The following is a 22,603-nucleotide window of genomic DNA, read 5'->3' on the forward strand; positions in this document are numbered from 1 at the left end:
GCTCACGGCATTCACGCCAGCAGTTCATGCCAGCGACGTAAGGCAGCCAACTCGTCTCGACGCGCTAAGCGTGTCGGCATCACGACCGCGCCAATCCTCGGCCATTCGCGATACAGCGTCGGATCATCCGGCAGCCGCGGCGCACTCGTGTCGCCCACCTCGACCGGTTTGCGCGGTCGACCCGACACGGTCACCGCTGAAAAAATCGTGTTCAGACTCCATGCCATGGTGTGCGCCCCCTTCGATCCAGCCGTGCGTCCCTTTGATTCACGTAGGTGCCTTTGATTCAAGAGACGCACAAGACGGCCGATCATGACGCGGTCAACTGCGAAGAATTCGCCAGAACTAATGACGAATCGTCGATTTCGCGGTACAGTGACGAGCAGATCGCCATTGCAGGGGGGTGACGGCGATGGAATACGCCAATGACGCGCAGCGTCACACCGCCGTCGTGCTGCGCCTGGTCTTCGGGTCGTTGATCGCAACTGCGGGCTTGTTCGTCCTCGGTTCTCTGCTCACGTCGCCGTCGGCATCCGCTGCGGAACCGACGCCGTCCGGCCCGTCGCTGCTGGGCGGGATCACCTCCGCCGTCGGCTCATTGGATGGCGCCGTGACCTCAGCAATCGGCACAACAACGGCCGTCGTCAATAGCGTGACGGCTCCGGTCACCAGCGCACTACCGACCGTTTTGCCCGCTCCGGTCAGCACCGCCGTCAACGCGGTCGTCGGATCGGTATCCCCCGTCGTCGGTTCGGTCGCTCAGGCGGCACAGTCCGGAATCGTCTCGCAGGTCGTGACCCCAGTGGCAGGCGTCGTCGACAACGTGTTAGGCGCTGTGCCTGGCGCGAACCAGCTCCTCGGCGCGAACCCGATCGGCACCATCACGGCACCAACGACCGGCCTGGTCGACGGCGCAGTTGGCTCGATTGTCGGCACGGTTTCCGGTGTGATATCGGATGCCGGTGGCACCGGAATTTCGCCGGTCGGCCCGCCGAGCGGCGGCACGGCGAGCAGTCCTGGAACGGTGCCCGGCGCCGATCCGTCTGGCTCGCAAAGCGTGGGTACCGCGGGTGGCTCCGCGACCGGTTCGGGGCTCTTCGCCATCGAGTCCGCGACGGCCACTTCCGAAGCGTGGTCGGCTGGATTCCTGACGGCTACAGCGGATGCGAGCACTCGAGGGGCCATCACGAGCCCTCAGACGGGCACACCGGGTTCGCCCGGCGGCGATCCGGGCACGCCTGCCGGCACACCCTTCGCGCTGTCGCCACCCGGCGCTAGCGGCGCGTCTTCCGGGCCAGGTGGCGCTGGCGGTATTTCTTCGAGCGCGGACATCGCTTCCGCCTCGTATGGCGTCGGCCCAGCGGCCGGTGTCAGTGGGAGCAGCGAGAACGACGTGCTGCCGTCGTCGCCCGCAGCCGACCACGATTCAACTCCTGACTGAGTGGGTTCACTCTGCCGCTTTGGGCAGAACACGAACCGAAGTCTCCCCGGCACTTCTGCGCCCGAGGAGCAGACAAACACTCATTCAAGGAGCAATTCATCATGAACAAGATTGTGTCGAGGGCACTGTGGTTCACAGTGATTCTCGGCGGTCTCTCGTTCGTCGGGGCCACCGCGGCTAATGCCGCGGAGACCAGCGGCGACGGTGGGGCCGCGTCCGGCAATCAGGCCGGACTGTCCATCTCGCTACCGATCACGCTCGGCGGCAACGCCGTCAGCGTGATCGGCGACTCGTCATCGAGTCACGCGACGACCAGTTCTGCGGCAACACCCGCAGCGAGCGCGCCACCCGTGGCCGCCAGCACCTCCGGGCTTGCCGGCGTGCTGTCGGATAACCAGGCGCTGGCGAGCGTCAGCGTTCCGGTGAACGTCGGCGGCAACGCGATCAGCGTTGTCGGCGACTCGTCATCGAGTGGCGCGGTGTCGAATACCGCAACCGGTGCAGTGACGCCGGCGGCGGCATCCGGTGGGTCGGCTGTAACGACCTCCGGCAAGGACAGCATCGGAGGCGGCAACCAGGTTCTGGGGTCCGTCACGGCGCCGGTCACGGTCGGCGGCAATGCAATCAGCGTGATCGGAGACTCATCCAGCAGCAACGCGATGACGTCGACGAGCGCGACTGAAGGTGCCACAGGCAGCAGCGCTTCCGGCAACCACACGGGCAACGCGACCACCTCAGGGGCGGACGGTATCCTGAGCGGTCTGCAAGCCCTGGTCGGGGTGAACGCACCCGTGACGGTCGGCGGCAATGCAATCAGCGTGATCGGAGACTCATCCAGCAGCAACGCGATGACGTCGACGAGCGCGACTGAAGGTGCCGCAGGCAGCAGCGCGGGCTCGGCCACCACGTCAGGCGCCGAGGGCATCCTCAGCGGCATTCAGGCCCTCGTGGGTCTGAATGCGCCGGTCACGGTCGGCGGTAACGCGATCAGCGGGATCGGCGACTCGACCAGCACGGATGCCACGACAGCGGTGACCTCGGTTGCCGACCCGATCGCGGGCCTCGGTGGCGCTGTGACGAACGGCAACGGCGGAATACTGGGGGGTATTCAGTTGCCGATCGGTGTGAATCTGCCTGTGACGATCGGGGGAAATGCGATCAGCGTGATTGGAAACAGTACGACAACAGGGGCGACGACAACTGTTCCAGGCACCCCAGGCACACCGGGCACACCGGGAACCCCGGGAACACCCGGCACCCCGGGCACACCCGGAACACCCGGCACACCGGGAACACCCGGCGCACCCGGCACACCGGGAACCCCGGGAACGCCCGGCACACCCGCGACACCGGTCGTGGTGCTCACGCCATCGGGTACCGTCGCGGCGAGTGAGGCTGCCGCGGTTCCGACCGCAGTGGGTCTTGCCGACACCGGTTCGGACCTCGCGGGCTTCTGGGGTCTGATCGCCCTGCTGCTGGTCGCCGGCTTCGGTCTGCTGATCGGCAGCCGTCGCAGGGTCAAGCGCGCCTAACTAGAGAAAGAAGCCATGGCACCGGTCGGGCTGTGTGGAGCTGGAACGCCCCACATCGCCCGACCGGCCATCGGCGGGTCTGGGCAGGTGTCGTGAGCACTGTCGCGAGCACTGTCGTGAGCACTGATCTCACGTTTCGGGCCGCCAGTGCGTCTACGGTGTGATGAACATGAAAAAGCCATTCGAGCAGCTCGTCACACAGCACGGTGCCACTGTGCTGCGCGTGTGCCGCGCCGTGGTCGGGCCGGTGGATGCCGACGACGCCTGGTCAGAGACGTTTCTGGCCGCGCTGAGGGCCTATCCGTCGCTGCCTGAGGATGCGAACGTGCAGGCCTGGCTGGTCACGATCGCGCATCGCAAGGCCATTGACATCACCCGGGCGCGCGCCCGCCACGCCGTGCCCGTTGAGAACGTGCCCGAGCGTGCCTCGACGATCGGCATTCCGGATGCGGGCGATCTCGACCTGTGGATCGCCGTCGGCGAGCTCCCGATGAAGCAGCGGCACGCGGTCGCGTACCACTACCTGGGCGGACTCCCCTATGCCGAGGTCGCCTCGATCCTAGGCGGCAGCCCGGATGCCGCGCGTCGCGCGGCCGCAGACGGGGTCAAGGCGCTGCGCGCATCCGTTGGTCGAATGACGAAAGGAGAGGTCCGATGAACGCAACTGGAGACGAACTGACCGAACTGACGGAACTGACCGGACTGCCCGAACTGGCGCGTGAGCTGCCCGAGCAACTGACCGAGGTCGACCCGCAGGCCGTCGCGCACCTGCACGTGCTTCTGGAAGAACGAGCCGAAAACGCCGGAGTGCTCGATGTCGCCTACCGGATCATTGACTCCCCGGTCGGCCCGCTGCTGCTGGCCGCAACGCCGCGTGGCCTCGTGCGCGTCGCGTACGAGAGCGAAGATCATGAGCGCGTGCTCGAACGGCTCGCGCGTGAGGTGAGTCCGCGCATCCTGAAGGCACCACGGCAGTTGGACGGCGCCGCCCGCGAACTGGACGAGTACTTCGCCGCGCAGCGGAGCCGGTTCGACCTGCCATTGGATTTCAGCCTTTCGCACGGCTTCCGTCGCACCGTGCTCGGCCACCTGCCCGAAATCGCCTACGGCAGCACCGAGAGCTATGCGCAGGTCGCAGAGGCTGCCGGCAGCCCACGCGCGGTGCGCGCAGTCGGTTCGGCCTGTGCCACAAACCCGCTGCCGGTCATCGTGCCATGTCACCGGGTGGTGCGCTCGAACGGGTCGCTCGGCGGCTACGTCGGCGGGCTGGATGCCAAGCGCACACTGCTCGCACTTGAGCACGCGGGAACCCGTGCCGCATGACGGCGGCATCCGTCAGAATGGTTGAATGAATGATCCACTTGCGCTCGACGATCCTGTGCCAGGCGATCGCGCGCTCGGCGATCCTGCGGCAAGCGATCTCGTGACAGGCGATGACAGTCTCGCGCGGCCGGTTTGGGCATCCGTTGACCCGCTGATGCGCGAGTACTACGACACCGAGTGGGGCATGCCGGTGCGCGACGAGCACGGCATGTACGAGCGGATCAGCTTGGAGGCGTTTCAGGCCGGCCTGTCCTGGGCGACGATTCTGCGCAAGCGTCCTGCGTTTCGTGCCGCGTTCGCGGATTTCGACCCGGATGCCGTCGCCGCCTTCACCGACGCCGACATTGTTCGTCTGCTCGCCGACCCCGGTATCGTGCGGAATCGACTCAAGATCCGTGCGGTTATCACGAACGCAGGCGCGACGATTGCGCTCCGCAAGGACGGCGGACTCGTCGACTTCGTGTGGTCTTTCCAACCGGATGCGACGCCAACGCCGACCTCATACGCGGACCTTGCGACGCAGTCGCCGGAGTCTGTCGCGCTGTCGAAGGCGCTGCGCAAACGCGGATTCGCGTTCGTCGGCCCGACGACGATGTACGCGCTGATGGAAGCGGTCGGCATCATCGATACGCATCTGATGGGCAGCCACCGGCGCGGCAGTTCGGGTGTGTGGCCGCGATAACCTCGTAAGGCATACCGTCGAAAGACACACTGTCGAAGGAGACATTCGATGCCGCTTTATCTGGAGGACCTGAGCGCCGGACAGTCGTTCGTCTCACCCGGTCGCACCATCACCGAGGCTGACGTGATGTCGTTCGCCGCGTGGACGAACGACAACAACCAGGTGCACACCGACGCGGAGTTCGCCAAGGCGACCCGCTATGGGCAGCGGATCGTGCACGGAATGCTCGGCGCATCCCTGTGTCTGGGGTTGATCGCCCGGACGGGCGTGTTCGAGGGCAGCGCGGTTGCGCTGCTGGGCATCGACCAGTGGCGGTTTACTGCACCGATCTTCATCGGGGACACCGTGACCTGCACGGTCGAGATCCTCTCCGCCCGCCCGACGAGCAAAGGTGATTTCGGCATCGTCGAGCGCCAGCTCACGTTGCGCAATCAGCGGGGCGAAACTGTGCAGGAGGGGCGGATGGACCTCATGGTGGCGCGGAAGCAAGTAGCACCGGCCGAGTAAAGCGCGTCAACCCGCGCTAGAATGTGTATGGCAAACACATTTCATACACATTCGCCGTGAGGCGAGCAGAGGACCTGATCGGAGGGCGCGCGATGCGCACGAACATCGAAATAGACGACGCTCTTCTCGCACAGGCGCAAGCGGCAACCGGGGCGACCACGAAGAAGGAGGTCGTTCGGCTCGGATTGGTGACGCTCGTGCGCCTGGGGCAACAAGCTGCGGTGCGCGAGCTTCGAGGGCAGCTGCCCTGGGATGGAGACCTTGACGAGTTGCGACGCGATGCCTCATGATCGTCGTCGACTCGAGCGTCTGGATCGACTATTTCAACGGCGCAGACTCAGTAGCCGCCGGAACACTGAATGAATTGCTGGGCGTAGAACGGCTGGCAATCGGGGACCTGATCCTCACCGAGGTGCTTCAGGGTTTCCGTTCAGACCCCGACTTCGCTCGGGCGCGGCAGGCTCTGCTGTCATTCACCGTCTTCCCCATGCTCGGCGTGGATGCAGCGCTGCGCGCAGCGGAGAACTACCGAGCGTTGCGCAAACGTGGTGTGACCGTGCGCAAAACCGCTGACGTGATCATCGCCTCATTCTGCATTGAGAACGGACACAGCCTGTTATTCTCCGACCGCGATTTCCTGCCATTTGTGCGGCATCTCGGTTTGGTGCGCGCCTGAGACCTACATGTGGTTATGCCCGCGCACGCCCGTGGTCGACCTCGACTGTTTCCCTCTGTCGACAGGTCGCTCGACGGCGTAGCCTTGCTCTAGCAGAGGAGATGATGAGCCATGCAAGCGACGGCAGGCGAGCGGATTCTCATTCGGGGCAAGACGGTGGACAACCCGGATCGACACGGCGAAATTCTTGAAGTGCGTGGGGAGGACGGCACCCCACCGTACCTTGTACGCTTCGACGACGGGCATGAGACGTTGATCTATCCGGGACCAGACTGCGTCGTCGAACGCGCCAGCTGACCCGCCTATTCGCTGACCGGTCTATTCAGAGGTCGGCCCTACTCGAACGGGTAGCGCATGCCGATGGCTCTGCGCCACTGATCGAGCACGCGTGCGTTGCCGATGCTGTCCGCCCACATGATTTGCGGGCTCTGCCCTGCCGCAAGATTCTCCGCGAGCGCGTCAGCCTGCAGTGCGTATTGGTACGCGCCCGGAATGCGAATCGACGTGACGGCCGCACCGGCGCGGGCAATCTCGATGCGTGAGCCATCCGTAACGCTTGGCAACCACGGGTCGGCAACAGTGATCCGGCCGGCGGACCCGTACAGCACGATGCCGCTGCCAATATCGATGGTTGTGCCGCAGGTGACGTGCGCGGAGATGCCGGAGCGGAACTCGAGGGATGCGCTGGCCCATTCGTCCACGCCGGTCGCCCCGACCGTGCCGCGCCCTGTGAACGAGACCGGGTCGGCGAACAGCTCGCCGACGGCCGCGCCGGCCAGCAATCGTGCCGCTGAAACCGGGTAGCCGCCGACATCGAGGATGCCGCCGCCGGCAAGCGCCGGATTCATCAGGCGGTGCTCGGCCGGCAGCTCTGCGGCGTAGGTGAACGACGCTTCGACGTGCTGCAGTTCGCCAATGGCGCGGTCGCGAACGAGTTCGACGAGTTTGGCGGTCTGCGGGTGAAAACGGTACATGTAGCCCTCGGCGAGGTAGACCCCGGCCGTACGAGCAGCATCGACGATTGCGAAGACGCCGGCCTGATTGACCGCGAGCGGCTTCTCGCACACGATGTGCTTTCCCGCGCGGGCTGCGTCGATGGCGCCCTGCACGTGTTCGGTGTGCACCGTCGCAATGTAGACCGCGTCGACCTCGGGGTCGGCGAAAAGCTCTGCGTAGGACCCATACGAGCGGATGCCGGTGGCCGCGGTGGCCGCGGCATCGCGCGGAGCTGGCGCATCGCGTGGAGCCGCCGCATCGCGTACACCCGCGGGATCCGTATATTCGCCGGCAAATGCGCGCGCCCGGTCAAGGCTGCGGCTGGCCACCGCCGTTAGCCGCCCGGTGCGACTGTGCGACAGTTGGTCGGCGAAGCGGTGGGCGATGGAGCCGGGCCCGACGATCCCCCAGCGCACCCCGGACTCTTCTTCTGAGTCTTTTGAGCGCAACGCGGTCGAATTCATTGCATGCGAGATCAGCGCATCCTTCCGTCGGTCGCGGTGAGGGACATCTCAATTATCGACGATCGGGCTCAGCGACAGAACCGCGTGCTGGCTCTTGATCTGGCGGCCGGTGCGGCGTAGCGTGACCTCCGCCGGTCGCTCCCGGCGTGAGTTGAGAGAGGACGTCGACCATGGTCAACACAGCGGATGGGGGCGCGGATTATCCGCCCGAAGTGCCGCTCGAGGACGAACCGGAGCGATTCATCGAGGGCTCAGATATCTCCGACGAACTGGAAACCGAGCCGCTCGAATCATCCTCCGATACGGACGACGACGATGAACCCACGGACGACGACTTCGCCCAAGTCAACGACGGCTGAGTCGCCGCTGTCTCTGGAACGATAGCCACCTCGAGGATGCTGATGGATATTCAGGCTGCCGGGCTCGCGGGCGAGACCATTCCGTTGCCTCTCGGCAGTGGCGGCGCCACCGGATATTCGTAGGCGCTCGATCCCCAAACGGGGGCATCCGAGTTCCCCGTACGGAGGTTCAGGCACAAACAGACGACCTCGTTCCTGGCGACCTCGTTCCTGGCGATCCGGTGGCGGGGCCCGAGGTGTTCGTTCAGGCCGATAGGCCGGGGGTCTACCGCTTTCGGGCGCGACTGAAGCGCCCGTGGGAGGCCGACGGCATCCGGTCGGTTGAAGTAGCGCTGACCGCTCGCTGATCAGCACAGTTCGCTGATCAGCGCAGTATGAAGCGTTCGTCGATCTTGTACTTTCGCGCGTCGAACTGGATCGGAAGCAGACGGGGTGCGATGACGCCGCGGTCGTGCCAGTCGAAGGCGCCTGGGCGCATCCCTCTGCTTGGGTTTGATTGCACGAACCGGCGTGTTCGAAGGCAGCGCGGTCGCCCTGCTCAGCACCGACGGATGGCACTTCACGGCGCCGATCTTCATCGGCGACACCGAGACGTGCACGGTTGAGATCCTCTCGACGCGGCCGACGAGCAAAGTTGACTTCGGCATCGTCGAGCGTCAGGTGACGCTGCACAATCACCACGGCGAGATCGCGCAGAGCGGTCGAATGGACCTGATGGTGGCCCGGCGACCCGAGTGAGCTGCGCCGCGGTTTCACACGTCGCCTGATGGACCACACCGATGGCGATTGACGGTGGCTCCCCGTACAGTCGCCGCATGAAGTCCACTAATGAACGTCAGCCGCCACAAGTCGCGGTCGCCCTTGTTGACACTTTCTCCGCAACGAAGATTGTGCGATTGATTCTCATCGCATCCGCGTTCGTTGTGATACCAACCGTTTTGCTTCTTCTTGTCAAGTATCTCCCTGTGTCTATGTCGATTGTGGTTGCTATCGGCTGCTATGGCAGCCTGGCGCTCACGTTCCTATTTGGACTAGCAATCGTGGCGCACAGCGACCCATTGCCGCCGATCGCCGAGATGTCGGTACTCGGTCAACGCGCTGCGTGGCTCGGCCGCTATGCGGTCGGCACCATCCTTCTGATCGTCGGAGCAATCATTGTGCTCACTGTCCAGTCGGAATTTGACACTTCAGGCACACTGACCGGATCATCGAATCCAATCACATCGATCTTTACGTGGATCCTCGTGCCGACGCTGTGGCTGGGCGTCTGGATTGCTTGCCTCGTGCTCTCCATCGACCTCTGTCGATTAGGAAGACGGCGACGCGCTTACGGGCTCGTGCGCGCGCTCCGGCAATTCGCCGTTCGCGGGCGCTCCACGCGGCGAGTATTGATTCGCGTGGGCATGACAATGACGATTTGGTACTGGACGCTTGTGGCCTTTTGCTTCGTACCGTTATTGCTGGCGGTAGTGCTTTCCGCCCGCGGCGTGGTGTAGCAGAGCGGACTGTCGTGGCTTCTCAGAAGTTTTGGAACCTACCCTAAACGAGTCGAGTGTCATCTCCAGAATCGCGGACGCATGACGCGGTGAGTCGAGCCGCTGTTGCTAAAAAGCGGCCACGCACATGTTTCCGACGTACGTGCCGAAGCGGTCAATTGAGACGCTGCGCGCGCGCGCGCGTACTGCATTGTTTCGGTGCGCACGCGGCATCCGATCGCGCTCTATGCGCGCGGAACGGTGGCGCTTTCCTCGGCAATAACCTCTTCGTACGCGGCCCTGAGCTGAGCGGACACGGACGGCGACCGGTTCACCCTGGGGCTGCCAAGATGCTGTTCACGAAGCTCGTCCATGAACGCGTCCCACAATTCGGGACCACCGTCTTCGAGAACCTGCGCCCGAATGGAGAGCGCTCGAGATGCCGGGCGGTTCCGCCGACCCCAAGCCCCCAGCGCGGCGAGCACGGGAACCAATTCTATGGCGGGCTCGGTCAGGTCGTAACGGGCGCTATTCGGATGCCCGGGGTCGGCCCGTCTGGTAATCATCCCCTGCGCAACAAGCCGTTTGAGCCGGTCGGCAAGAATGTTCGTCGCGATTCCTTCGTTCGACCCGGCCAGCAGCTCACCGTAGCGATGGCGTTCACCGAAGATCATGTCGCGGACGATCAACAGCGACCACTTGTCGCCGATGACCTCAATCGCGAGGTTGATCGGGCAGCCCGATCGGTGGTCATCCGTCGCCGACCCCGTCGATCTCGTCGATCTCACTGATCCCGCCACTCTCGCCAATCCTTGCAATCGAAAAAGCCCGCACAACTAATCACTTGCAAACTGCAAGCACTGCTTTTATTCTAGGTTGACTTTCAAAACGCAAGCCTGCGGAGGTATCAGATATGGGTTCGACGATCTGGCACGTCACCCAGTCGCTGGACGGCTTTATTGCGGCACCGAACGACGACATGTCCTGGATGGACGGGAGCGTAAGCACAATGCCGCCGTTGGCCAAGCAGGTGCTCGATGGTGTCGGCGCTATCCTGGGCGGTCGGCGTTGGTACGACGGCGCGGTGGCGCACCACAATGGCACGGCCGGGATCTACGGCGGCGCCTGGCACGGTCCGGTATTTGTGGTGACTCATCGGGCACTCGAAGCCGGCGACGTCACCGCGGTGCCTGGGCCAATTGCGGATGCGCTCGCCACCGCTCGCGCGTCGGCATCCGGTAAGGATGTCGTCATCCTCGGAGCCGCTACAGCGACTCAAGCGCTCGAGGCGGGCGAACTCGACGACATTGTGGTCCACATCGCACCCGCGCTTCTCGGAGCAGGAACCCGTTTGATCGAAGCGCTTCCGTCTCCAGTGCGGCTCGAACTCGACGTGTTGAATCGCACCGAACAGCTGGCCGACCTGCGCTACCGAGTCGTACGCAGCTGAGCCACTGAGCAACTGAGTGGCGCTCGACCGCGCATCTCACCCAGCGAAACGGAGGTTCTCCACGATGCACCTGTTCTCGTTCATGGCTGTCAGTGCCGACGGTTATCACAGCACGCTCGACAGGGATGTGGGCTGGCAGACGTTCGGTCCAGAGTTCACCGAGTATTCGGCCGAGCAACTCGACGAAGTTGACACACTGGTTCTGGGTCGCGTCACCTACGAGGAGATGGTCGCATTCTGGATGAGCGACGTCGGATCCGATTTCGATGCCCGGATCGCCGACCGGATGAACTCGCTGGCCAAGTTCGTCGTTTCGCGCTCATTGCAGACCGTGAACTGGGGCGCCTCTGACATCAGCCTCACTACCGTCGAAGGAATCGCCGAACTCAAGACGAATCGGCGCGGATCCGCGGCCATCCTCGGCAGCTCCGGGCTCACCGCTACGCTTCTCCGAGCCCACCTTGTCGACGAGCTGCGTCTCATGGTGAACCCGGTCATCCTCGACGAGGGCCAGAAACTTTTCGCCGGATCTGGAACGGTCCCTTGAAGTTGACCCGTGTTCGCCCCTTCGACTCCGGAAATGTGTTGCTCTACTATCAACCCAGCTACTGATGGGTGATCGAGGTGGCGATCGGACTTGAGCCCGCGACACCACGATTATGAGCCGTGTGCTCGTATTGGCCTCGGCTCAGGGTGTGCGTCGAGTCGAAATTCTTTGGAATTTCAATCATCTTCGCCCATGTGAGCAGTGCAGGATGGTGTTGGATTTCTCTCGGTTGTGTCCAAAATGTGTCCACGACTTCCGACTCTGGTGCGCGAAGACGACGATCACCCGGCGGTCGTCACGTGCGAAGTAGACGACCCGACAAGGAATACCGCCAACCCTCCTGGCCAGATCAGTCGCAGGGGCAGACGAGCGGAACCCGACGCCTAGTGAAACAAAGTGCCGTTGCATCTCGACTAACGCGGAGGGCGTAGGATTCGAACCCTATTCCGGTTGCGAAGACGACGACGTATTGGACGCACTTCCCAGCGTTCTCAACGAATCACGCACATCGCGGCCCACGTCGATAGTCCTCAATCTCGTTCAAGTTTGACATAGTCGCGGCCGCGGCCAGAGCCTTTCAAAGGCCGCTTAGGTCTCTGTCGGTATAGCGGTTGCGCGTTGCTGCTCACGTGGCTTGGGCGGTGTTGGTAGCATCAGTCAGCCTGCGACATGGCGCGCAATATCGACCGATACGCGGTCGCACGCAAACGGAGTCGTCGGCTGCCTCGCGCTGTGAGAATCGCGGTGAAGTCGCTTCGTGGACCCCCGTGTTAAGCGGTGTAACCGGCAAGACAATCTGTGCGCTATTTCCCATGGTAACGTTATCGACAGTGCTCGATTCGCCCCGAACGGCCGGAACAGGGGGCAACATACGGATGATTCGGAACGAACAGCCTCCGAAGCGTCAGGCCACGATCAAAGACGTCGCGGCGCTGGCAGGCGTCAGCCCGATGACCGTTTCGCGTACCCTTTCCGGCGCACAAAGCGTGCGGCCCGAGCAGCGGCGCAAGGTTCGCGACGCCGTCGCAATGCTCGACTACCACCGCAACGAGAACGCGCGAAGCATGCGCCCAGGCCATTCCTCGGGACTCATCGGCGTAGCCATCACCAACCTGGGCAATCCGTACTACGGCCAGTTCGCACTCGGGGTCGAAGAGGTCGCCGCAAAACACGGCCGAAGGATCCTCCTCGGCAATAGTGGAGAAGACCTCGCCCGGGAGCGTCAACTCATCTCGGATTTCGTTGGACGGAAAGTCGAAGGCCTAATCGTCGTCCCAACGGGAGGCTCATCCGAGCACCTGATGCGTTCGCGGGCCGGCAATCTTCCTTTGGTGTTGGCGTCACGCAGCGTCAGCGGGGTCGATGCTGATGCCGTGGTACTGGACGACATCGGGGCGTCGTACCGCGCAACCAGTGCCCTGATCGAGGCCGGGCACACTCGGATCGCGTTCCTCGGCAACGCGGTGTCGGTCTCCACCGCCGAGCGGCGTCACGAGGGATTCGCCCGCGCGCATGCCGACCACGGCATCCCCATCGATCCGCGACTCATCCAGCGTGGACAACAAGATGTCGCGTCCGCTCGCATCGCGCTGTCCCGACTTCTCGAGCTTCCTGATCCGCCGACCGCAGTATTCAGTGCGAACAACCGCAATACAATCGGAGCACTGCTCGCAATCGGATACCGGCCTGATCGCGAACATTCGGTTGCGCCGACGCTCGCGGCCTTTGACGATGTCGAACTCAGCGAATTGATGCCCGTTCCAATGATCGTTATGGCCCACGACCCGAAGGAACTCGGTGCCCGAGCCGCCGAGATGCTCTTCGGTCGCATTGACGGCACCGTGACCGACCCGACTCCTCGGCTGGTTGAGCTCGCCGTAACGGTCACGAGCATCCGGACCCCAGACGTGCTTGGCCCGTAGGGCTGTTGGCGCACTCCGCGGATTCAGGCGCGGCGAAGCTCCACCGCTGCCGTTCCGAACCGGGCTACCCGGACAATCAGACTGTGACCGTTGCGGATGTCGATACCGGCTCGGCGAGCACCGTTCATGCCGGCATTCCACGCCTCCCCGACGGGGTGACTCGTGGTCAGGGTGACGTCGAGGTTCGATTCCGCGAGCGACTGAAGCTTGACCAGTAAGGTGTTCCGCTCCGTGTTCGCGACACTCAGTATGCGGACACGCGCGTCGTCGATCTCGAGCAGCGATGTCCTCGCGGCGGGTTCGCCCCCGGCATCCGCTGCCACCGCAAGCAACGGACGCACAAGGTCTTGCGCCAGGTCCGCCCCGCGGATTCCTGCAGCCTCCACACTCTCGGCCAGGAAGCCCTGCACTCGATAGTGGAACGCCATTTCGAAGGCTTGCCCCGTCGGGAAGTTCGTGTCCCAGATGTTGTTGTGGATCCAGGAGAAGATCGTTGCGGGCTCTGCGGCCTTCAGAGTACCGGGAAAGGGTGCGAACGGTAACGCAATATCGCCCACCTGGATGAGTGGGGCATCCTGGGTGACCAAGGTCGCGGACCTGTCACTCGAGTGCAGCGTCACCCAATCGCGGACGGCGTGCATGTAATCTGCCCCGCCGGGAACGGCCGGAAGGTCATCGCCTGCAACTGATCCGGCGATCTCGTATCGCACGGTCGGCTGCTCGATCGCGAACGGGAAGGCGAAGAACCCGGACTCCTTTTCTGCCGTGTACGGCTTGATAACACGGTTGGTGATATCCACGAAGTCGGACTCACCGATCAATCGCAGCGTGGTCACCACGGAATCCATTCCGACCCCGAAGATTCGGTAGCGCAGCCACGACCCGGCAGCATCAGTGGCCGCGCCTTCGAAGGCAACGTGTGAGGGGGTCGCACGGTCCGCGAGCAGCACCAAGTCGGGTCCGTTGTCTGCGATGAAACCGGAGAGGTGGTTGAATTCACCGCGGGGTGTGAGTCGATCATGCACATAGCTGTTGAATCCGAACGCGGAGCCGTCGTTCACGAGCTCGCGGCCCGTGACCAGATCCCGGATGGACGAAATGGCTCCTGTACAGGGATCGACCTGCACCCGTAGGCGACCGTTCTCCAGTTGCCACACCGGTGCCGCGGCGCTACTCACGATCACGGTGCCTTCAGGCGAGGTCGCACGGCCGTGCGTGTCATCAATGACGACATCGACGCGGCGTGAGCCGAGCGCCGGCACCCCCTCGATCAGAAATTCGACGAAGCGTCCGGCGTCGCGGTGCACGGGATTGATCTGGTTGCGCTCAGCAAACGCGAGATCCGCTCCCGTGACGGAGTCGACCAGACGGATGCGCGCGGTCGAGTGCACGAGGCTCTCGGGCACGAATGCGGAGACCAAGCCGCTGCGCTCCATGCCGGCAGTGTTCACGATCCAGACGGATGCGTCTCCGACGCCGCCGCCCTCCTCGGCGAAGGCGCGCAGTGCCTCCTGAGTCAGCAGCCAGGAGTCCTGCTCGGCACGGATCGCCTTTTCGGCCTTCCAGTGCCACTGGTCGGTGCCCGAGGACTGGGCTGCGTCGCCGGAAGTCCACGGGGACGCGGCTCCCCACGTGTGCTCGTCGAAGAGTTCGACGCTTTCCCAGGCGTGGTCCATGCGGGCCGCAAAGCCATCAGCAGCACCTCCGTCGGCACCCGCCCCGACGGCACTGCCGAGCATGGCCACGACAGACCTCGCCTGTGCAAGCGCTGACTGCGCCCCGCGATTCATCTGCAGTTGGCGGGCGCCCGAGCCAATTCCGTCAGCCCACCAGTCGTTCCAGTCACCCGTGTATGTCTCAATCTCGTCGGTGTGTGCCGCTTCGATCTGTTCGAAGAAATCCTGAGTGCGAGTGATTTCGAGCTTCGGGTACTCCCAGCGCTCGTTCCACGCTTCGACGACCTCGGACAGTCGCCGGTTCGGCGGGCAATTGTCGCCCACGCGCCCCATCACTCGCAGATGGATCTCGTCCCACGGGTACGGCGCGCGGTTGAATTCGCGATCGGCACAGGCGAACCCGAAGACGTTTTCATCGTACGGAAACGAGGCCGTCTCCTCGCGCAGCAGGTACAGCGGAAGCAGGTCGTCGACGTGATCGACGCTGTCATGAAACCCTAGATTTGCGGCCTCTTGGTAGGCCATCCCCTGCGCCGTGGTGGTCATCCAGACGAGCACACTGTTGCCTGCGGGTGAGGCCCAGCGGAACAGCCGCGGGAGGTGTTCGCCGGCACCGAGGTAAGGCACGGACCGGCCTGCCCAGTTGTGTGCGACCGCGAGATACTTCACGCCTGCATCGGCGAGCGCATCGACTGTGCCGCCGACGCAGCCCGGGACATCCGTCTGGTAGGCAACAGGAACGGTCAGACCGTACCGTTCTGCAATCTCCTGCGAGTACCGCAGCAGCCCGTGCAACTCCTCGGTCGAACAGGCCTCGGTGTGCAGGTTGAACGGCAACGCGGCAATCTCGATCTTGCCGGCGCGCACTTGGGCCATGAACCGCTCGACGGTCTCCGGTCGTCTGCGAGCGATCCACTCGCGCAACACCCAGATCGACTCAACGCTCCAGCGGAACGCACTTGCGCCATCTCCGCCGTCGGCTTCGGCGAGACGGAGGGCATCATCGAGGTATGCGAGTTGCTCGACAATGACCCGGCCCTGCAGGTCGGTGTAGCCGATGTCAAAGTGGGAATGATGCACGAGAGAAACACTCCAGTGCCGAACGGGGCGAACCTCCAGCAGCACCGATTCTTCACCGAGCTCTGGGAACTGAACGCTCACTCGAGCCAGCTGTTCGTGTTCGGGAAGGAAGAAGCGGGCCCCGCCCGGCGCGTCCTCCGCCTGCAGGTCGAGCACCGTTCCACCCGCCAGCGTGACGATCGCCCTGGATAGCCGCGCGGCGGATCGAACTCGGATCGGCTGCTCGGAGCCAGTGTCCGTTCGTCGCAGAAGCGGTTCGGCCACCAGGTCAACTCGCTGGTCGCCGATCTGGAAGGTCTGGAATGCGTTGTTGCGCAGGCCATTGATCGCTCGTTCGTGGTCAAACGGATACGTGCGGCGCAGGCCGGTCTGGTCGGTCATTGGTGCTCCTTCGGTTGAATCAGTGATTGTGGGAATCGGCCGGTCGCTCGCCAACCCGCTCCAAATGTCCTGAGTGTGCTGAACGACGAACAGCTTCGACAACGCTCAAGTTCGCCACGACGTCGTCGCCTCTGCCGCTGCTGCGGGTGATATCACCGGTTCGCCGCACGAATTCTTCGAGTTGGTAGTCGAAACTGGTGCGTCCGGCGACGGTGCCCACCTCGGTCGGGCCAACGGTCGGCCTGATGCGGAAGCTGTGGCCGTGGTGCGGGCCAATCGGTCCGGTTGCCACGACTTCTGCCTCCTCGAAGCTCAAAGCGAGCGAGACTGGATCGTCTCGGTCGAACGAGCATTGGATGGTTGCAGCGCGGCCGTCTGGGAAATTCAACTCGGCAGACGTCTCTGAATCCGCCCCGCTGGGATTCAGGCGCTGCTTCGCCCGGACGCCGATCGGCTCAGCGTCGAAGAGCAGGCGTGTCCAGTGCGCACCATAGACGCCGTTGTGCAGCAGCGCCCCGCCACCGAGCTCGGCCACGTGCAGGATTGACGCAGGGTGATATGCACGTGTGCCGTTGATGACAGAGCGGATCGACCGCAGATTCCCGAAACGCCCAGAAGCGACGAGTTGCTCGAGGAGCCCGAAAAAGGGATGGAAGCGATAGTGGAAACCCTCCATGACGACCCGGCCCGCGACTGCTGCGGCGGCCTTGATTGCCCGAGCTTCCTCGGCGCTGACAGCGATCGGTTTCTCGCAGAGCACATGTTTTCCCGCCTCAAGGGCCGCGATCGTCCAGCGCGCGTGGTCCGAAGCGGCATTGGACACATACACCGCATCTATGTCGGCATCCGCGAGAATATCCTCATAGTCACCGGAGGCGCGAGGAATTTCCCACAAGCCGGCAAATGCATCGGCGGCTCCGGGGCGCACCGCAGCGACGCGGATCACCTGAACGTCGTCTCGACGCCCCGCTGGTTCGAGCAAGGCCTCCGCTGCGATGTTCGACGCAGCGATCATCCCGAACTTTGTCACCATCAGGCGCTTCTCCGTCGTCGAGACGAGATCATTCTGTAGAAGCCACCCATGAACTACGGAGTCTTTACAACGGCCTTGACTGCCGCCGCCTCGAAGCGTCGCAGTTGCAGGGATGCGGAATTGCCGCTCACGACGAGGTCGGCGAGCTCGTCTCCGAGATAGGTCGACGCGGCCGCGCGCAGAAGTTCGCGACCGAACCGGAGTTCGACCTGCACCGGCTCGTCGGCGAATGACTGAAGCCGCACGATCATGGCACCATCATCCGCTTGGGCCAATCCCACGACCTGCACTCGTGGGTCGGATATTGTCAGCGCGCTCTGCTCCGCCGGCCCATCCGTATCGGTCCCCGTCGCGCGCGCGGCGCGCAGCGGATGCACAAGTGCGGCCGCCGTGCGCAACGCGAGCTCGCTCGGCGACTCGTCGCTGCCCTCGCGGACACCGACGGCATAGCCGAATGTGGCCTCGAACCCCTGTTCGATCGGAAAGTTCGTGTCCCAGACGTTGTTGTGCACCCACGAGTAAACAGTTCCCGGCTCTGACGGGCTCGTGCTCGCCGGGAACGGCGCATACGGCACCGCGATCGCATGCGGCTCGACCAGCGGCGCGTCTCTCGTCACCCATGCCACCGCATTGTCTTCGTTCTCCACGAGGACCCAGTCGCGGATGCCGCGCATGTGCTGCGGAGCACCCGGGATGTGCGGCAACCCATCACCCGTGACGCCGCCCGAGACCTCGAACCGCATGCGAGCGGCGTCTCCGGCGAACGGAAAGCTGAAGTACGCGCTCTCTTTGACCAGACGCGACGGCTTGGACAGGCGGTTCTCGATCAGCAGCCGCGGCTCTCCATGACGCAGACGGAGAGTCACCCTCACCCAGTTGACACCGTCTGCCTGATACTCGTAGACCAGTGTTTGCTCGAGCTCCGTTGTGGTGCGGTCGACGACGCGCGACGGCCGCGCAAGGGTGCGGGTTGCAAGCATCTCGAGTCGCTCACTCACCGCGAGCTTGTTCGCCAAATGGTTGAATCCGACTCCCGAGCTTGCATACTCGTCGTAGACGTAGCCGTTGAATCCGACGACGGCATCCTGGTTGACCAGCTCCCGGCCGGTCCGCTTCTCGACAATCGATGCGATGGTCGACATATGTTCGTCGACGCGCACAGTGAGATACTCGTTCTCGAGCGTCAGGAGCTCGCCGCGCGGCATCCGCTCGGTATCGGATCCTTCACTGCGGCCGGAGTCCCCGAGAGAGATCAGTCCGTATTCGCTGCTTCCTGATGCACTCCGCGATGCGGCCTGCTGCTGATGCCCCGTGGCCGTCGCGGCACGAGCGCCGCCGGCGGCCAGAACGTCGACGCGGACAGAGCCTAACGCCGGGACATTCTCTAGGCGTGCCTCGACCCAGCGGCCCGACTCCCGGTGGGCGGCGTTTGACTGTTGTTCGAGCACGAATGGCACACGCGACCCGTCGCGGCCGTCGACCAGCTCGATCTCGGTGCTGAACGGCACAGCCGCCTCCGGCAGCAGGAATCGGACGACGCCGCTGCGGCGCAGACTGGTCGGGTTGGCGATGACGAAGCTGGCGGCCGCGTCCGGGGCGGTCGCGACCATCTGGCCAAGGTAGGCCAGTGCGGTCTCCAGGAGTTCTGACGACCTCTGCTGCGCGACCAGGCTCTGTGCAACTTTCCACTGCCACTGCAGCTCTCCGGAGGAGAACCCCTCGTCGCCGTGGGTCCAGGAATTGCCGGCTCCCCACGTGTGCTCGTTGAACATTGAAATCGCGTCATACGTTTCGGATGACCGCGTAGCCTCATCCCGTACCGCCTGACCGCCGGACAGCGCACTCAGCTGGGAGATCGTGCGACCCTCGACCACCTCGGCCTGAGCCTTGCGCATGAAAGCCATCGGCACTGCAGCCGAGCCGACGCCTTCGACCCACCAGTCGCCCCAGTCGCCTTCGACTGTGATGAGTTCATCACCGAGTCGTGCCTCGGCATCTTCAAAGAAGTCCTCATTGCGCGAGACTCGCAGTCGTGGCGAATCCCACGTGTCGTTCCATTGCCGAACGATGCTCGGCAATGCCAGTCGCGCGGGAGCATTGTCGCCCATGAAGCCCTGAACGCGCAGGTGCAAAATATCCCACGGGTATGGGTCCCGCCCGTCCAGAGATTCGCCATGCGCGCCGAACACGCCGGGTGGGAATGGGTAACCCTTGGTGGCCATCGCGGTGAGGTAGGCCGGGAAGTAGTTCTCGACTTGCTCGATCCCCTCGGTGAACCCCACCATGGGGCCTTCCATATACGCCAGCCCGTGTGGGCTGTCTGTCATCCACACGAGCACTTCGTTGCCCGCGAGCGAGCGCCAGCGGAAGAGGCGCGGCAAGTTGAGAGCGCCGGTCGTGTGGGGCTGTGAGCGGCCGGCCCAGTTGTGCGCGACTGAGAGATACTTCACGCCGACTTCCTGCAGCGCGTCGGGCAGGCCCGCGACCTGTCCGGGCACGTCGGTCTGCATGGCGGATGCGAATGGGATGCCGTATTCGTCGCGCAACCGGCGAGCGCCGCGCAACAGTTCGTGCAGTTCGTCGGTCGAGCACACGTCGGTGTGCAGGTTGTACGGCAGCGCGCTGAGGCCAATCGAGCCGGCCTTGACGTGCCGCACCAATCGATCCATCTGATTCTCGGGGCGATGTGCCTGCCAGTCGGAGATCGCCCACAGTGCTTCGCTGTTCCACCGGAAACGGGCCTCCTCCGGCCACTGCTCGGTTTCCTCGATCAGGTCGAGGGCGCTGTCCAGGTACGAGCGCTGCGCAGCAAACACCTCCGTCTGCCGGTCTGTGTAGCCGAAGTCAAAATGCGAGTGATGCACCAGGTGAATGGTCCACTCGCGCTGATTCTCAAGCAGAAACTCGATCCGCTCCGCTCCGACCTCCGGCACGGCCAGGCTCACCTGCACCGGCTCATCCACCGTCCGAACGAGCAGGCGAAGACTCCCGGCCGGACCGTCTTCGACCGCGACAACCAGTTCACTGCCGTCGGAGGTTGTCAGCGAAGGGCGAAGCGCACGGCCGGCGAGTTCTACGTCGCGGCCGATCATGCGCACGCTCTGCACGCGCACACCATTGACGGTCTTCATGAGCGGTTCCAACAGAATGGCGACACCGGTGGAGCCGACGGTGGCCTCCGCGCAAATTGCGCGCTCGATCAGGCCGAGCCGGGCATCCTGATCGTCCCATGGTCGGGTCTTGATGAGCTTGCGTACGGACACGAACGTTCCTCTTTCCGTGGATGAAAGTGACGAGAGGTAGGTGCAGCAGTCGGTCGACTGCAGCGGGCGCGAGGGCGCTCAGTATTGACCCAGTGTGAGCCCCTTCTGGAAGAACTTCTGAGTAAAGAGGAAGAGCACAGCGGTCGGCACCGAGACAAGGAGCGCTGCAGTGAGGGTGACCGTGTAACCGGGGCCGCCGCCCTGCGTTGATTGGAGTGCGTTGAGCAGTGGCATCAACGGGCGCGCGTCGCTTTGGGTGAGGATCAACGACAGCAAGAAATCGTTCCACACCCACGTCGCTTGGAGGATGAATACCACCACGAGCGCGCTGGTGCTCATCGGCAGGTAGATGCGTGTGAAGATCTGCCACATATTCGCTCCGTCGACGACGGATGCTTCGAACACCGTTTCCGCGATGCCTGCGAAGAAATTGCGCATGACAAACGCCGAGAACGGTAGGGCCACGATCGAGTAGATGATGATCATCCCGACGATCGTGTCGTACATCCCGGAGTTGGCGTAGAAGCTGAACCACGGAATCAGCATCATCTGAATCGGAAAAACGGTGCCGCAGAAGACGATGAAGAACCACGCGAAACCATGCTTGAGCTTCAACACGATCACAGCGAAGCCGATACACGCGCCGAGGATGACGGCGATGACCGGTGCAATAATCGCATAGATCGCCGAGACACCGAAGCCTGCTGAAACGTCCGTCGTTGTGAAGACCAGAACGACGTTCGCCCAGAAGTCACCGAGATTCCCGGTCGTCCACAGTTGCGTGCCGGAGAAGCCTGCGTTCGACTTGCTGGAATTGGCGAGCAGCAGATAGATCGGCAAAAGCCAAACGATCCCGAGGATGCTCAGAACGAGGTACCGGCCGATGCGTCCGATCATGCTTGTGCCACCTTCCCGCGACCTGACGAGTCTCCGATGGTGAGCTGCCGCCGCAGGTAGAGAACTGAGGCGGCCACGGTGACGATTGTCAAGAAGATCGCCACTGCCGCACCCAGCCCGTATTCACTGTTCTGAAATGTGTCTGCATACATCGTCACGCCTAGGGTCTCGGAGACACGGTTCGGCCCGCCCTGGGTCATCGTCTCCACGATGTCGAACGTCTTCAGACTGTTGACGATGGACAGCCCGACGACGATCGTGGTTGAAGGTCGCAGCAGCGGCCACACCATCGACGTGAAGAGTCGCCACCCGTTCGCCCCATCGATCCTGGCCGCCTCCAGCGGCTCCTTCGGGATCGACTGCAATCCCACGATGAAGAGCAAGGCGTTGACCCCGATCCCCTGCCATGCCGACGCGAAAATCATCACGATCGTGTTGAGCGGCGCTTCCTGCAACCATCGCGTCTCCGCGCCCGGAAGGTTAAAGAATGCCAGCGCCTGCGACAGTGCTCCGCCGTTCTGGAAGATGAAGTTGAAGACCACACCAATGGCGACACCTGACAGCGCGTAGGGAATGAGAAAGGGGATCCGAAACCACGTCCCCCCTTTGAGCCCGAAGGTCAAATAAGCGACCACCAGCCCAATTCCGACTGGGACGATCAACGTGCCCACGACCCAGATCGCCGTGTTCATCACCGAGGTGAGGAACGCCGGATCCTGGAACATCGTCACATAGTTCTGAAACCCGACGAACTGCGGTGTGCCCAACCCGTTGTAGCTCGTCAAGCTCAGGTACATCGTGTAGACAATCGGGATGTACATGGCCAGGAGCACAAGGAGCACGCCTGGGCCGGCAAAGGCCCAGGCGGCCCGCTGATACCCCATAGGTTTGGAGTTCAT

At 63.5% G+C, this 22,603-nt stretch carries 23 protein-coding genes; 15 read left to right on the forward strand and 8 right to left on the reverse strand.

The window, feature by feature from the left end; genetic code table 11:
* Positions 1-11 precede the first annotated feature (11 nt).
* Positions 12-227: a hypothetical protein gene (locus QU604_RS18490; RefSeq protein WP_308466074.1), complete on the reverse strand. Its 216-nt coding sequence runs from the start codon at positions 225-227 to the stop codon at positions 12-14.
* A gap of 185 nt (positions 228-412) precedes the next feature.
* Between QU604_RS18490 and QU604_RS18495 the strand changes: the two genes are divergently transcribed.
* The 9 genes from QU604_RS18495 (at position 413) to QU604_RS18535 (ending at position 6,458) form a co-directional block, all read left to right on the forward strand.
* Positions 413-1,441, forward strand: a complete 1,029-nt coding sequence (locus QU604_RS18495) for a hypothetical protein (RefSeq protein WP_308466075.1) — start codon at positions 413-415, stop codon at positions 1,439-1,441.
* A gap of 101 nt (positions 1,442-1,542) precedes the next feature.
* Complete coding sequence (locus QU604_RS18500) at positions 1,543-2,973, forward strand: hypothetical protein (protein WP_308466076.1); 1,431 nt, start codon at positions 1,543-1,545, stop codon at positions 2,971-2,973.
* Positions 2,974-3,142: 169 nt separating this feature from the next.
* The gene (locus QU604_RS18505) at positions 3,143-3,631 is read left to right on the forward strand and encodes an RNA polymerase sigma factor (protein WP_308466077.1); all 489 of its coding nucleotides are present in this window, start codon (positions 3,143-3,145) and stop codon (positions 3,629-3,631) included.
* Positions 3,628-4,296 (forward strand): methylated-DNA--[protein]-cysteine S-methyltransferase, encoded by a 669-nt coding sequence (locus QU604_RS18510; protein WP_308466078.1) that lies wholly within the window; start codon positions 3,628-3,630, stop codon positions 4,294-4,296. Before QU604_RS18505 ends, QU604_RS18510 begins: the two co-directional genes overlap by 4 nt.
* 25 nt (positions 4,297-4,321) lie before the next feature.
* Positions 4,322-4,978, forward strand: a complete 657-nt coding sequence (locus QU604_RS18515; RefSeq protein WP_308466079.1) for a DNA-3-methyladenine glycosylase I — start codon at positions 4,322-4,324, stop codon at positions 4,976-4,978.
* A 48-nt stretch (positions 4,979-5,026) separates the two neighbouring features.
* Entirely contained in the window at positions 5,027-5,485 is a 459-nt protein-coding gene (locus tag QU604_RS18520; protein ID WP_308466080.1) for a MaoC/PaaZ C-terminal domain-containing protein, read from the forward strand.
* Between the two features lie 56 nt (positions 5,486-5,541).
* Positions 5,542-5,775 (forward strand): type II toxin-antitoxin system VapB family antitoxin, encoded by a 234-nt coding sequence (locus QU604_RS18525; RefSeq protein WP_308466081.1) that lies wholly within the window; start codon positions 5,542-5,544, stop codon positions 5,773-5,775.
* Positions 5,772-6,161: a type II toxin-antitoxin system VapC family toxin gene (gene vapC, locus QU604_RS18530; RefSeq protein ID WP_308466082.1), complete on the forward strand. Its 390-nt coding sequence runs from the start codon at positions 5,772-5,774 to the stop codon at positions 6,159-6,161. Before QU604_RS18525 ends, vapC begins: the two co-directional genes overlap by 4 nt.
* A 111-nt stretch (positions 6,162-6,272) precedes the next feature.
* A complete protein-coding gene (locus tag QU604_RS18535) occupies positions 6,273-6,458 on the forward strand; it encodes a DUF1918 domain-containing protein (protein ID WP_308466083.1) in 186 nt (61 codons plus the stop codon).
* 38 nt (positions 6,459-6,496) lie between these two features.
* Here the strand turns inward: QU604_RS18535 and QU604_RS18540 are convergent, their stop codons facing one another.
* Positions 6,497-7,621 (reverse strand): Gfo/Idh/MocA family protein, encoded by a 1,125-nt coding sequence (locus QU604_RS18540; RefSeq protein WP_308466084.1) that lies wholly within the window; start codon positions 7,619-7,621, stop codon positions 6,497-6,499.
* 170 nt (positions 7,622-7,791) lie between these two features.
* Between QU604_RS18540 and QU604_RS18545 the strand changes: the two genes are divergently transcribed.
* The 3 genes from QU604_RS18545 to QU604_RS18555 all read left to right on the forward strand — a co-directional run bounded on the left by QU604_RS18545 (position 7,792) and on the right by QU604_RS18555 (position 9,476).
* Positions 7,792-7,980: a hypothetical protein gene (locus QU604_RS18545; RefSeq protein WP_308466085.1), complete on the forward strand. Its 189-nt coding sequence runs from the start codon at positions 7,792-7,794 to the stop codon at positions 7,978-7,980.
* Between the two features lie 510 nt (positions 7,981-8,490).
* Positions 8,491-8,718 carry a hotdog family protein gene (locus tag QU604_RS18550; protein ID WP_308466086.1) on the forward strand — a complete coding sequence of 76 codons (228 nt, stop codon included), beginning with the start codon at positions 8,491-8,493 and terminating at the stop codon, positions 8,716-8,718.
* A 41-nt stretch (positions 8,719-8,759) separates the two neighbouring features.
* Positions 8,760-9,476 (forward strand): hypothetical protein, encoded by a 717-nt coding sequence (locus QU604_RS18555; protein ID WP_308466087.1) that lies wholly within the window; start codon positions 8,760-8,762, stop codon positions 9,474-9,476.
* A gap of 224 nt (positions 9,477-9,700) precedes the next feature.
* Here QU604_RS18555 and QU604_RS18560 read toward each other — a convergent pair whose 3' ends face one another.
* Positions 9,701-10,243, reverse strand: a complete 543-nt coding sequence (locus tag QU604_RS18560) for a winged helix-turn-helix transcriptional regulator (RefSeq protein ID WP_308466088.1) — start codon at positions 10,241-10,243, stop codon at positions 9,701-9,703.
* Between the two features lie 125 nt (positions 10,244-10,368).
* On the opposite strand from QU604_RS18560, the gene QU604_RS18565 reads away from it, so the two are divergent.
* The 3 genes from QU604_RS18565 (at position 10,369) to QU604_RS18575 (ending at position 13,374) form a co-directional block, all read left to right on the forward strand.
* Positions 10,369-10,905 carry a dihydrofolate reductase family protein gene (locus tag QU604_RS18565; protein ID WP_308466089.1) on the forward strand — a complete coding sequence of 179 codons (537 nt, stop codon included), beginning with the start codon at positions 10,369-10,371 and terminating at the stop codon, positions 10,903-10,905.
* 64 nt (positions 10,906-10,969) lie between these two features.
* The gene (locus QU604_RS18570; protein WP_308466090.1) at positions 10,970-11,452 is read left to right on the forward strand and encodes a dihydrofolate reductase family protein; all 483 of its coding nucleotides are present in this window, start codon (positions 10,970-10,972) and stop codon (positions 11,450-11,452) included.
* A gap of 875 nt (positions 11,453-12,327) precedes the next feature.
* The gene (locus QU604_RS18575) at positions 12,328-13,374 is read left to right on the forward strand and encodes a LacI family DNA-binding transcriptional regulator (RefSeq protein WP_308466091.1); all 1,047 of its coding nucleotides are present in this window, start codon (positions 12,328-12,330) and stop codon (positions 13,372-13,374) included.
* Between the two features lie 23 nt (positions 13,375-13,397).
* On the opposite strand, the gene QU604_RS18580 is transcribed toward QU604_RS18575, so the two are convergent.
* From QU604_RS18580 to QU604_RS18600, 5 genes are all read right to left on the reverse strand, one after another.
* Positions 13,398-16,511: a glycoside hydrolase family 38 N-terminal domain-containing protein gene (locus tag QU604_RS18580; protein WP_308466092.1), complete on the reverse strand. Its 3,114-nt coding sequence runs from the start codon at positions 16,509-16,511 to the stop codon at positions 13,398-13,400.
* 19 nt (positions 16,512-16,530) lie between these two features.
* Positions 16,531-17,544: a Gfo/Idh/MocA family protein gene (locus tag QU604_RS18585; RefSeq protein ID WP_308466093.1), complete on the reverse strand. Its 1,014-nt coding sequence runs from the start codon at positions 17,542-17,544 to the stop codon at positions 16,531-16,533.
* A 53-nt stretch (positions 17,545-17,597) separates the two neighbouring features.
* The gene (locus tag QU604_RS18590; RefSeq protein ID WP_308466094.1) at positions 17,598-20,807 is read right to left on the reverse strand and encodes a glycoside hydrolase family 38 N-terminal domain-containing protein; all 3,210 of its coding nucleotides are present in this window, start codon (positions 20,805-20,807) and stop codon (positions 17,598-17,600) included.
* A 78-nt stretch (positions 20,808-20,885) separates the two neighbouring features.
* Positions 20,886-21,704, reverse strand: a complete 819-nt coding sequence (locus QU604_RS18595) for a carbohydrate ABC transporter permease (protein WP_308466095.1) — start codon at positions 21,702-21,704, stop codon at positions 20,886-20,888.
* Entirely contained in the window at positions 21,701-22,603 is a 903-nt protein-coding gene (locus QU604_RS18600) for a carbohydrate ABC transporter permease (RefSeq protein ID WP_308466096.1), read from the reverse strand. Before QU604_RS18600 ends, QU604_RS18595 begins: the two co-directional genes overlap by 4 nt.

Origin of the sequence: Rathayibacter sp. SW19, from assembly GCF_030866825.1 — a bacterium.
Classification (GTDB): Bacteria; Actinomycetota; Actinomycetes; order Actinomycetales; family Microbacteriaceae; genus Rathayibacter_A; species Rathayibacter_A soli.

Coding starts and splice junctions, on each gene's coding strand:
- QU604_RS18595 (WP_308466095.1), bottom strand. CDS start 21,704: ATGATCGGACGCATCGGCCGGTACCTCGTTCTGAGCATCCTCGGGATC.
- QU604_RS18565 (WP_308466089.1), top strand. CDS start 10,369: ATGGGTTCGACGATCTGGCACGTCACCCAGTCGCTGGACGGCTTTATT.
- vapC (WP_308466082.1), top strand. CDS start 5,772: ATGATCGTCGTCGACTCGAGCGTCTGGATCGACTATTTCAACGGCGCA.
- QU604_RS18585 (WP_308466093.1), bottom strand. CDS start 17,544: ATGGTGACAAAGTTCGGGATGATCGCTGCGTCGAACATCGCAGCGGAG.
- QU604_RS18600 (WP_308466096.1), bottom strand. CDS start 22,603: ATGAACTCCAAACCTATGGGGTATCAGCGGGCCGCCTGGGCCTTTGCC.
- QU604_RS18510 (WP_308466078.1), top strand. CDS start 3,628: ATGAACGCAACTGGAGACGAACTGACCGAACTGACGGAACTGACCGGA.
- QU604_RS18575 (WP_308466091.1), top strand. CDS start 12,328: ATGATTCGGAACGAACAGCCTCCGAAGCGTCAGGCCACGATCAAAGAC.
- QU604_RS18505 (WP_308466077.1), top strand. CDS start 3,143: ATGAAAAAGCCATTCGAGCAGCTCGTCACACAGCACGGTGCCACTGTG.
- QU604_RS18500 (WP_308466076.1), top strand. CDS start 1,543: ATGAACAAGATTGTGTCGAGGGCACTGTGGTTCACAGTGATTCTCGGC.
- QU604_RS18540 (WP_308466084.1), bottom strand. CDS start 7,621: ATGAATTCGACCGCGTTGCGCTCAAAAGACTCAGAAGAAGAGTCCGGG.
- QU604_RS18580 (WP_308466092.1), bottom strand. CDS start 16,511: ATGACCGACCAGACCGGCCTGCGCCGCACGTATCCGTTTGACCACGAA.
- QU604_RS18515 (WP_308466079.1), top strand. CDS start 4,322: ATGAATGATCCACTTGCGCTCGACGATCCTGTGCCAGGCGATCGCGCG.
- QU604_RS18490 (WP_308466074.1), bottom strand. CDS start 227: ATGGCATGGAGTCTGAACACGATTTTTTCAGCGGTGACCGTGTCGGGT.
- QU604_RS18535 (WP_308466083.1), top strand. CDS start 6,273: ATGCAAGCGACGGCAGGCGAGCGGATTCTCATTCGGGGCAAGACGGTG.
- QU604_RS18520 (WP_308466080.1), top strand. CDS start 5,027: ATGCCGCTTTATCTGGAGGACCTGAGCGCCGGACAGTCGTTCGTCTCA.
- QU604_RS18570 (WP_308466090.1), top strand. CDS start 10,970: ATGCACCTGTTCTCGTTCATGGCTGTCAGTGCCGACGGTTATCACAGC.
- QU604_RS18545 (WP_308466085.1), top strand. CDS start 7,792: ATGGTCAACACAGCGGATGGGGGCGCGGATTATCCGCCCGAAGTGCCG.
- QU604_RS18495 (WP_308466075.1), top strand. CDS start 413: ATGGAATACGCCAATGACGCGCAGCGTCACACCGCCGTCGTGCTGCGC.
- QU604_RS18555 (WP_308466087.1), top strand. CDS start 8,760: ATGGCGATTGACGGTGGCTCCCCGTACAGTCGCCGCATGAAGTCCACT.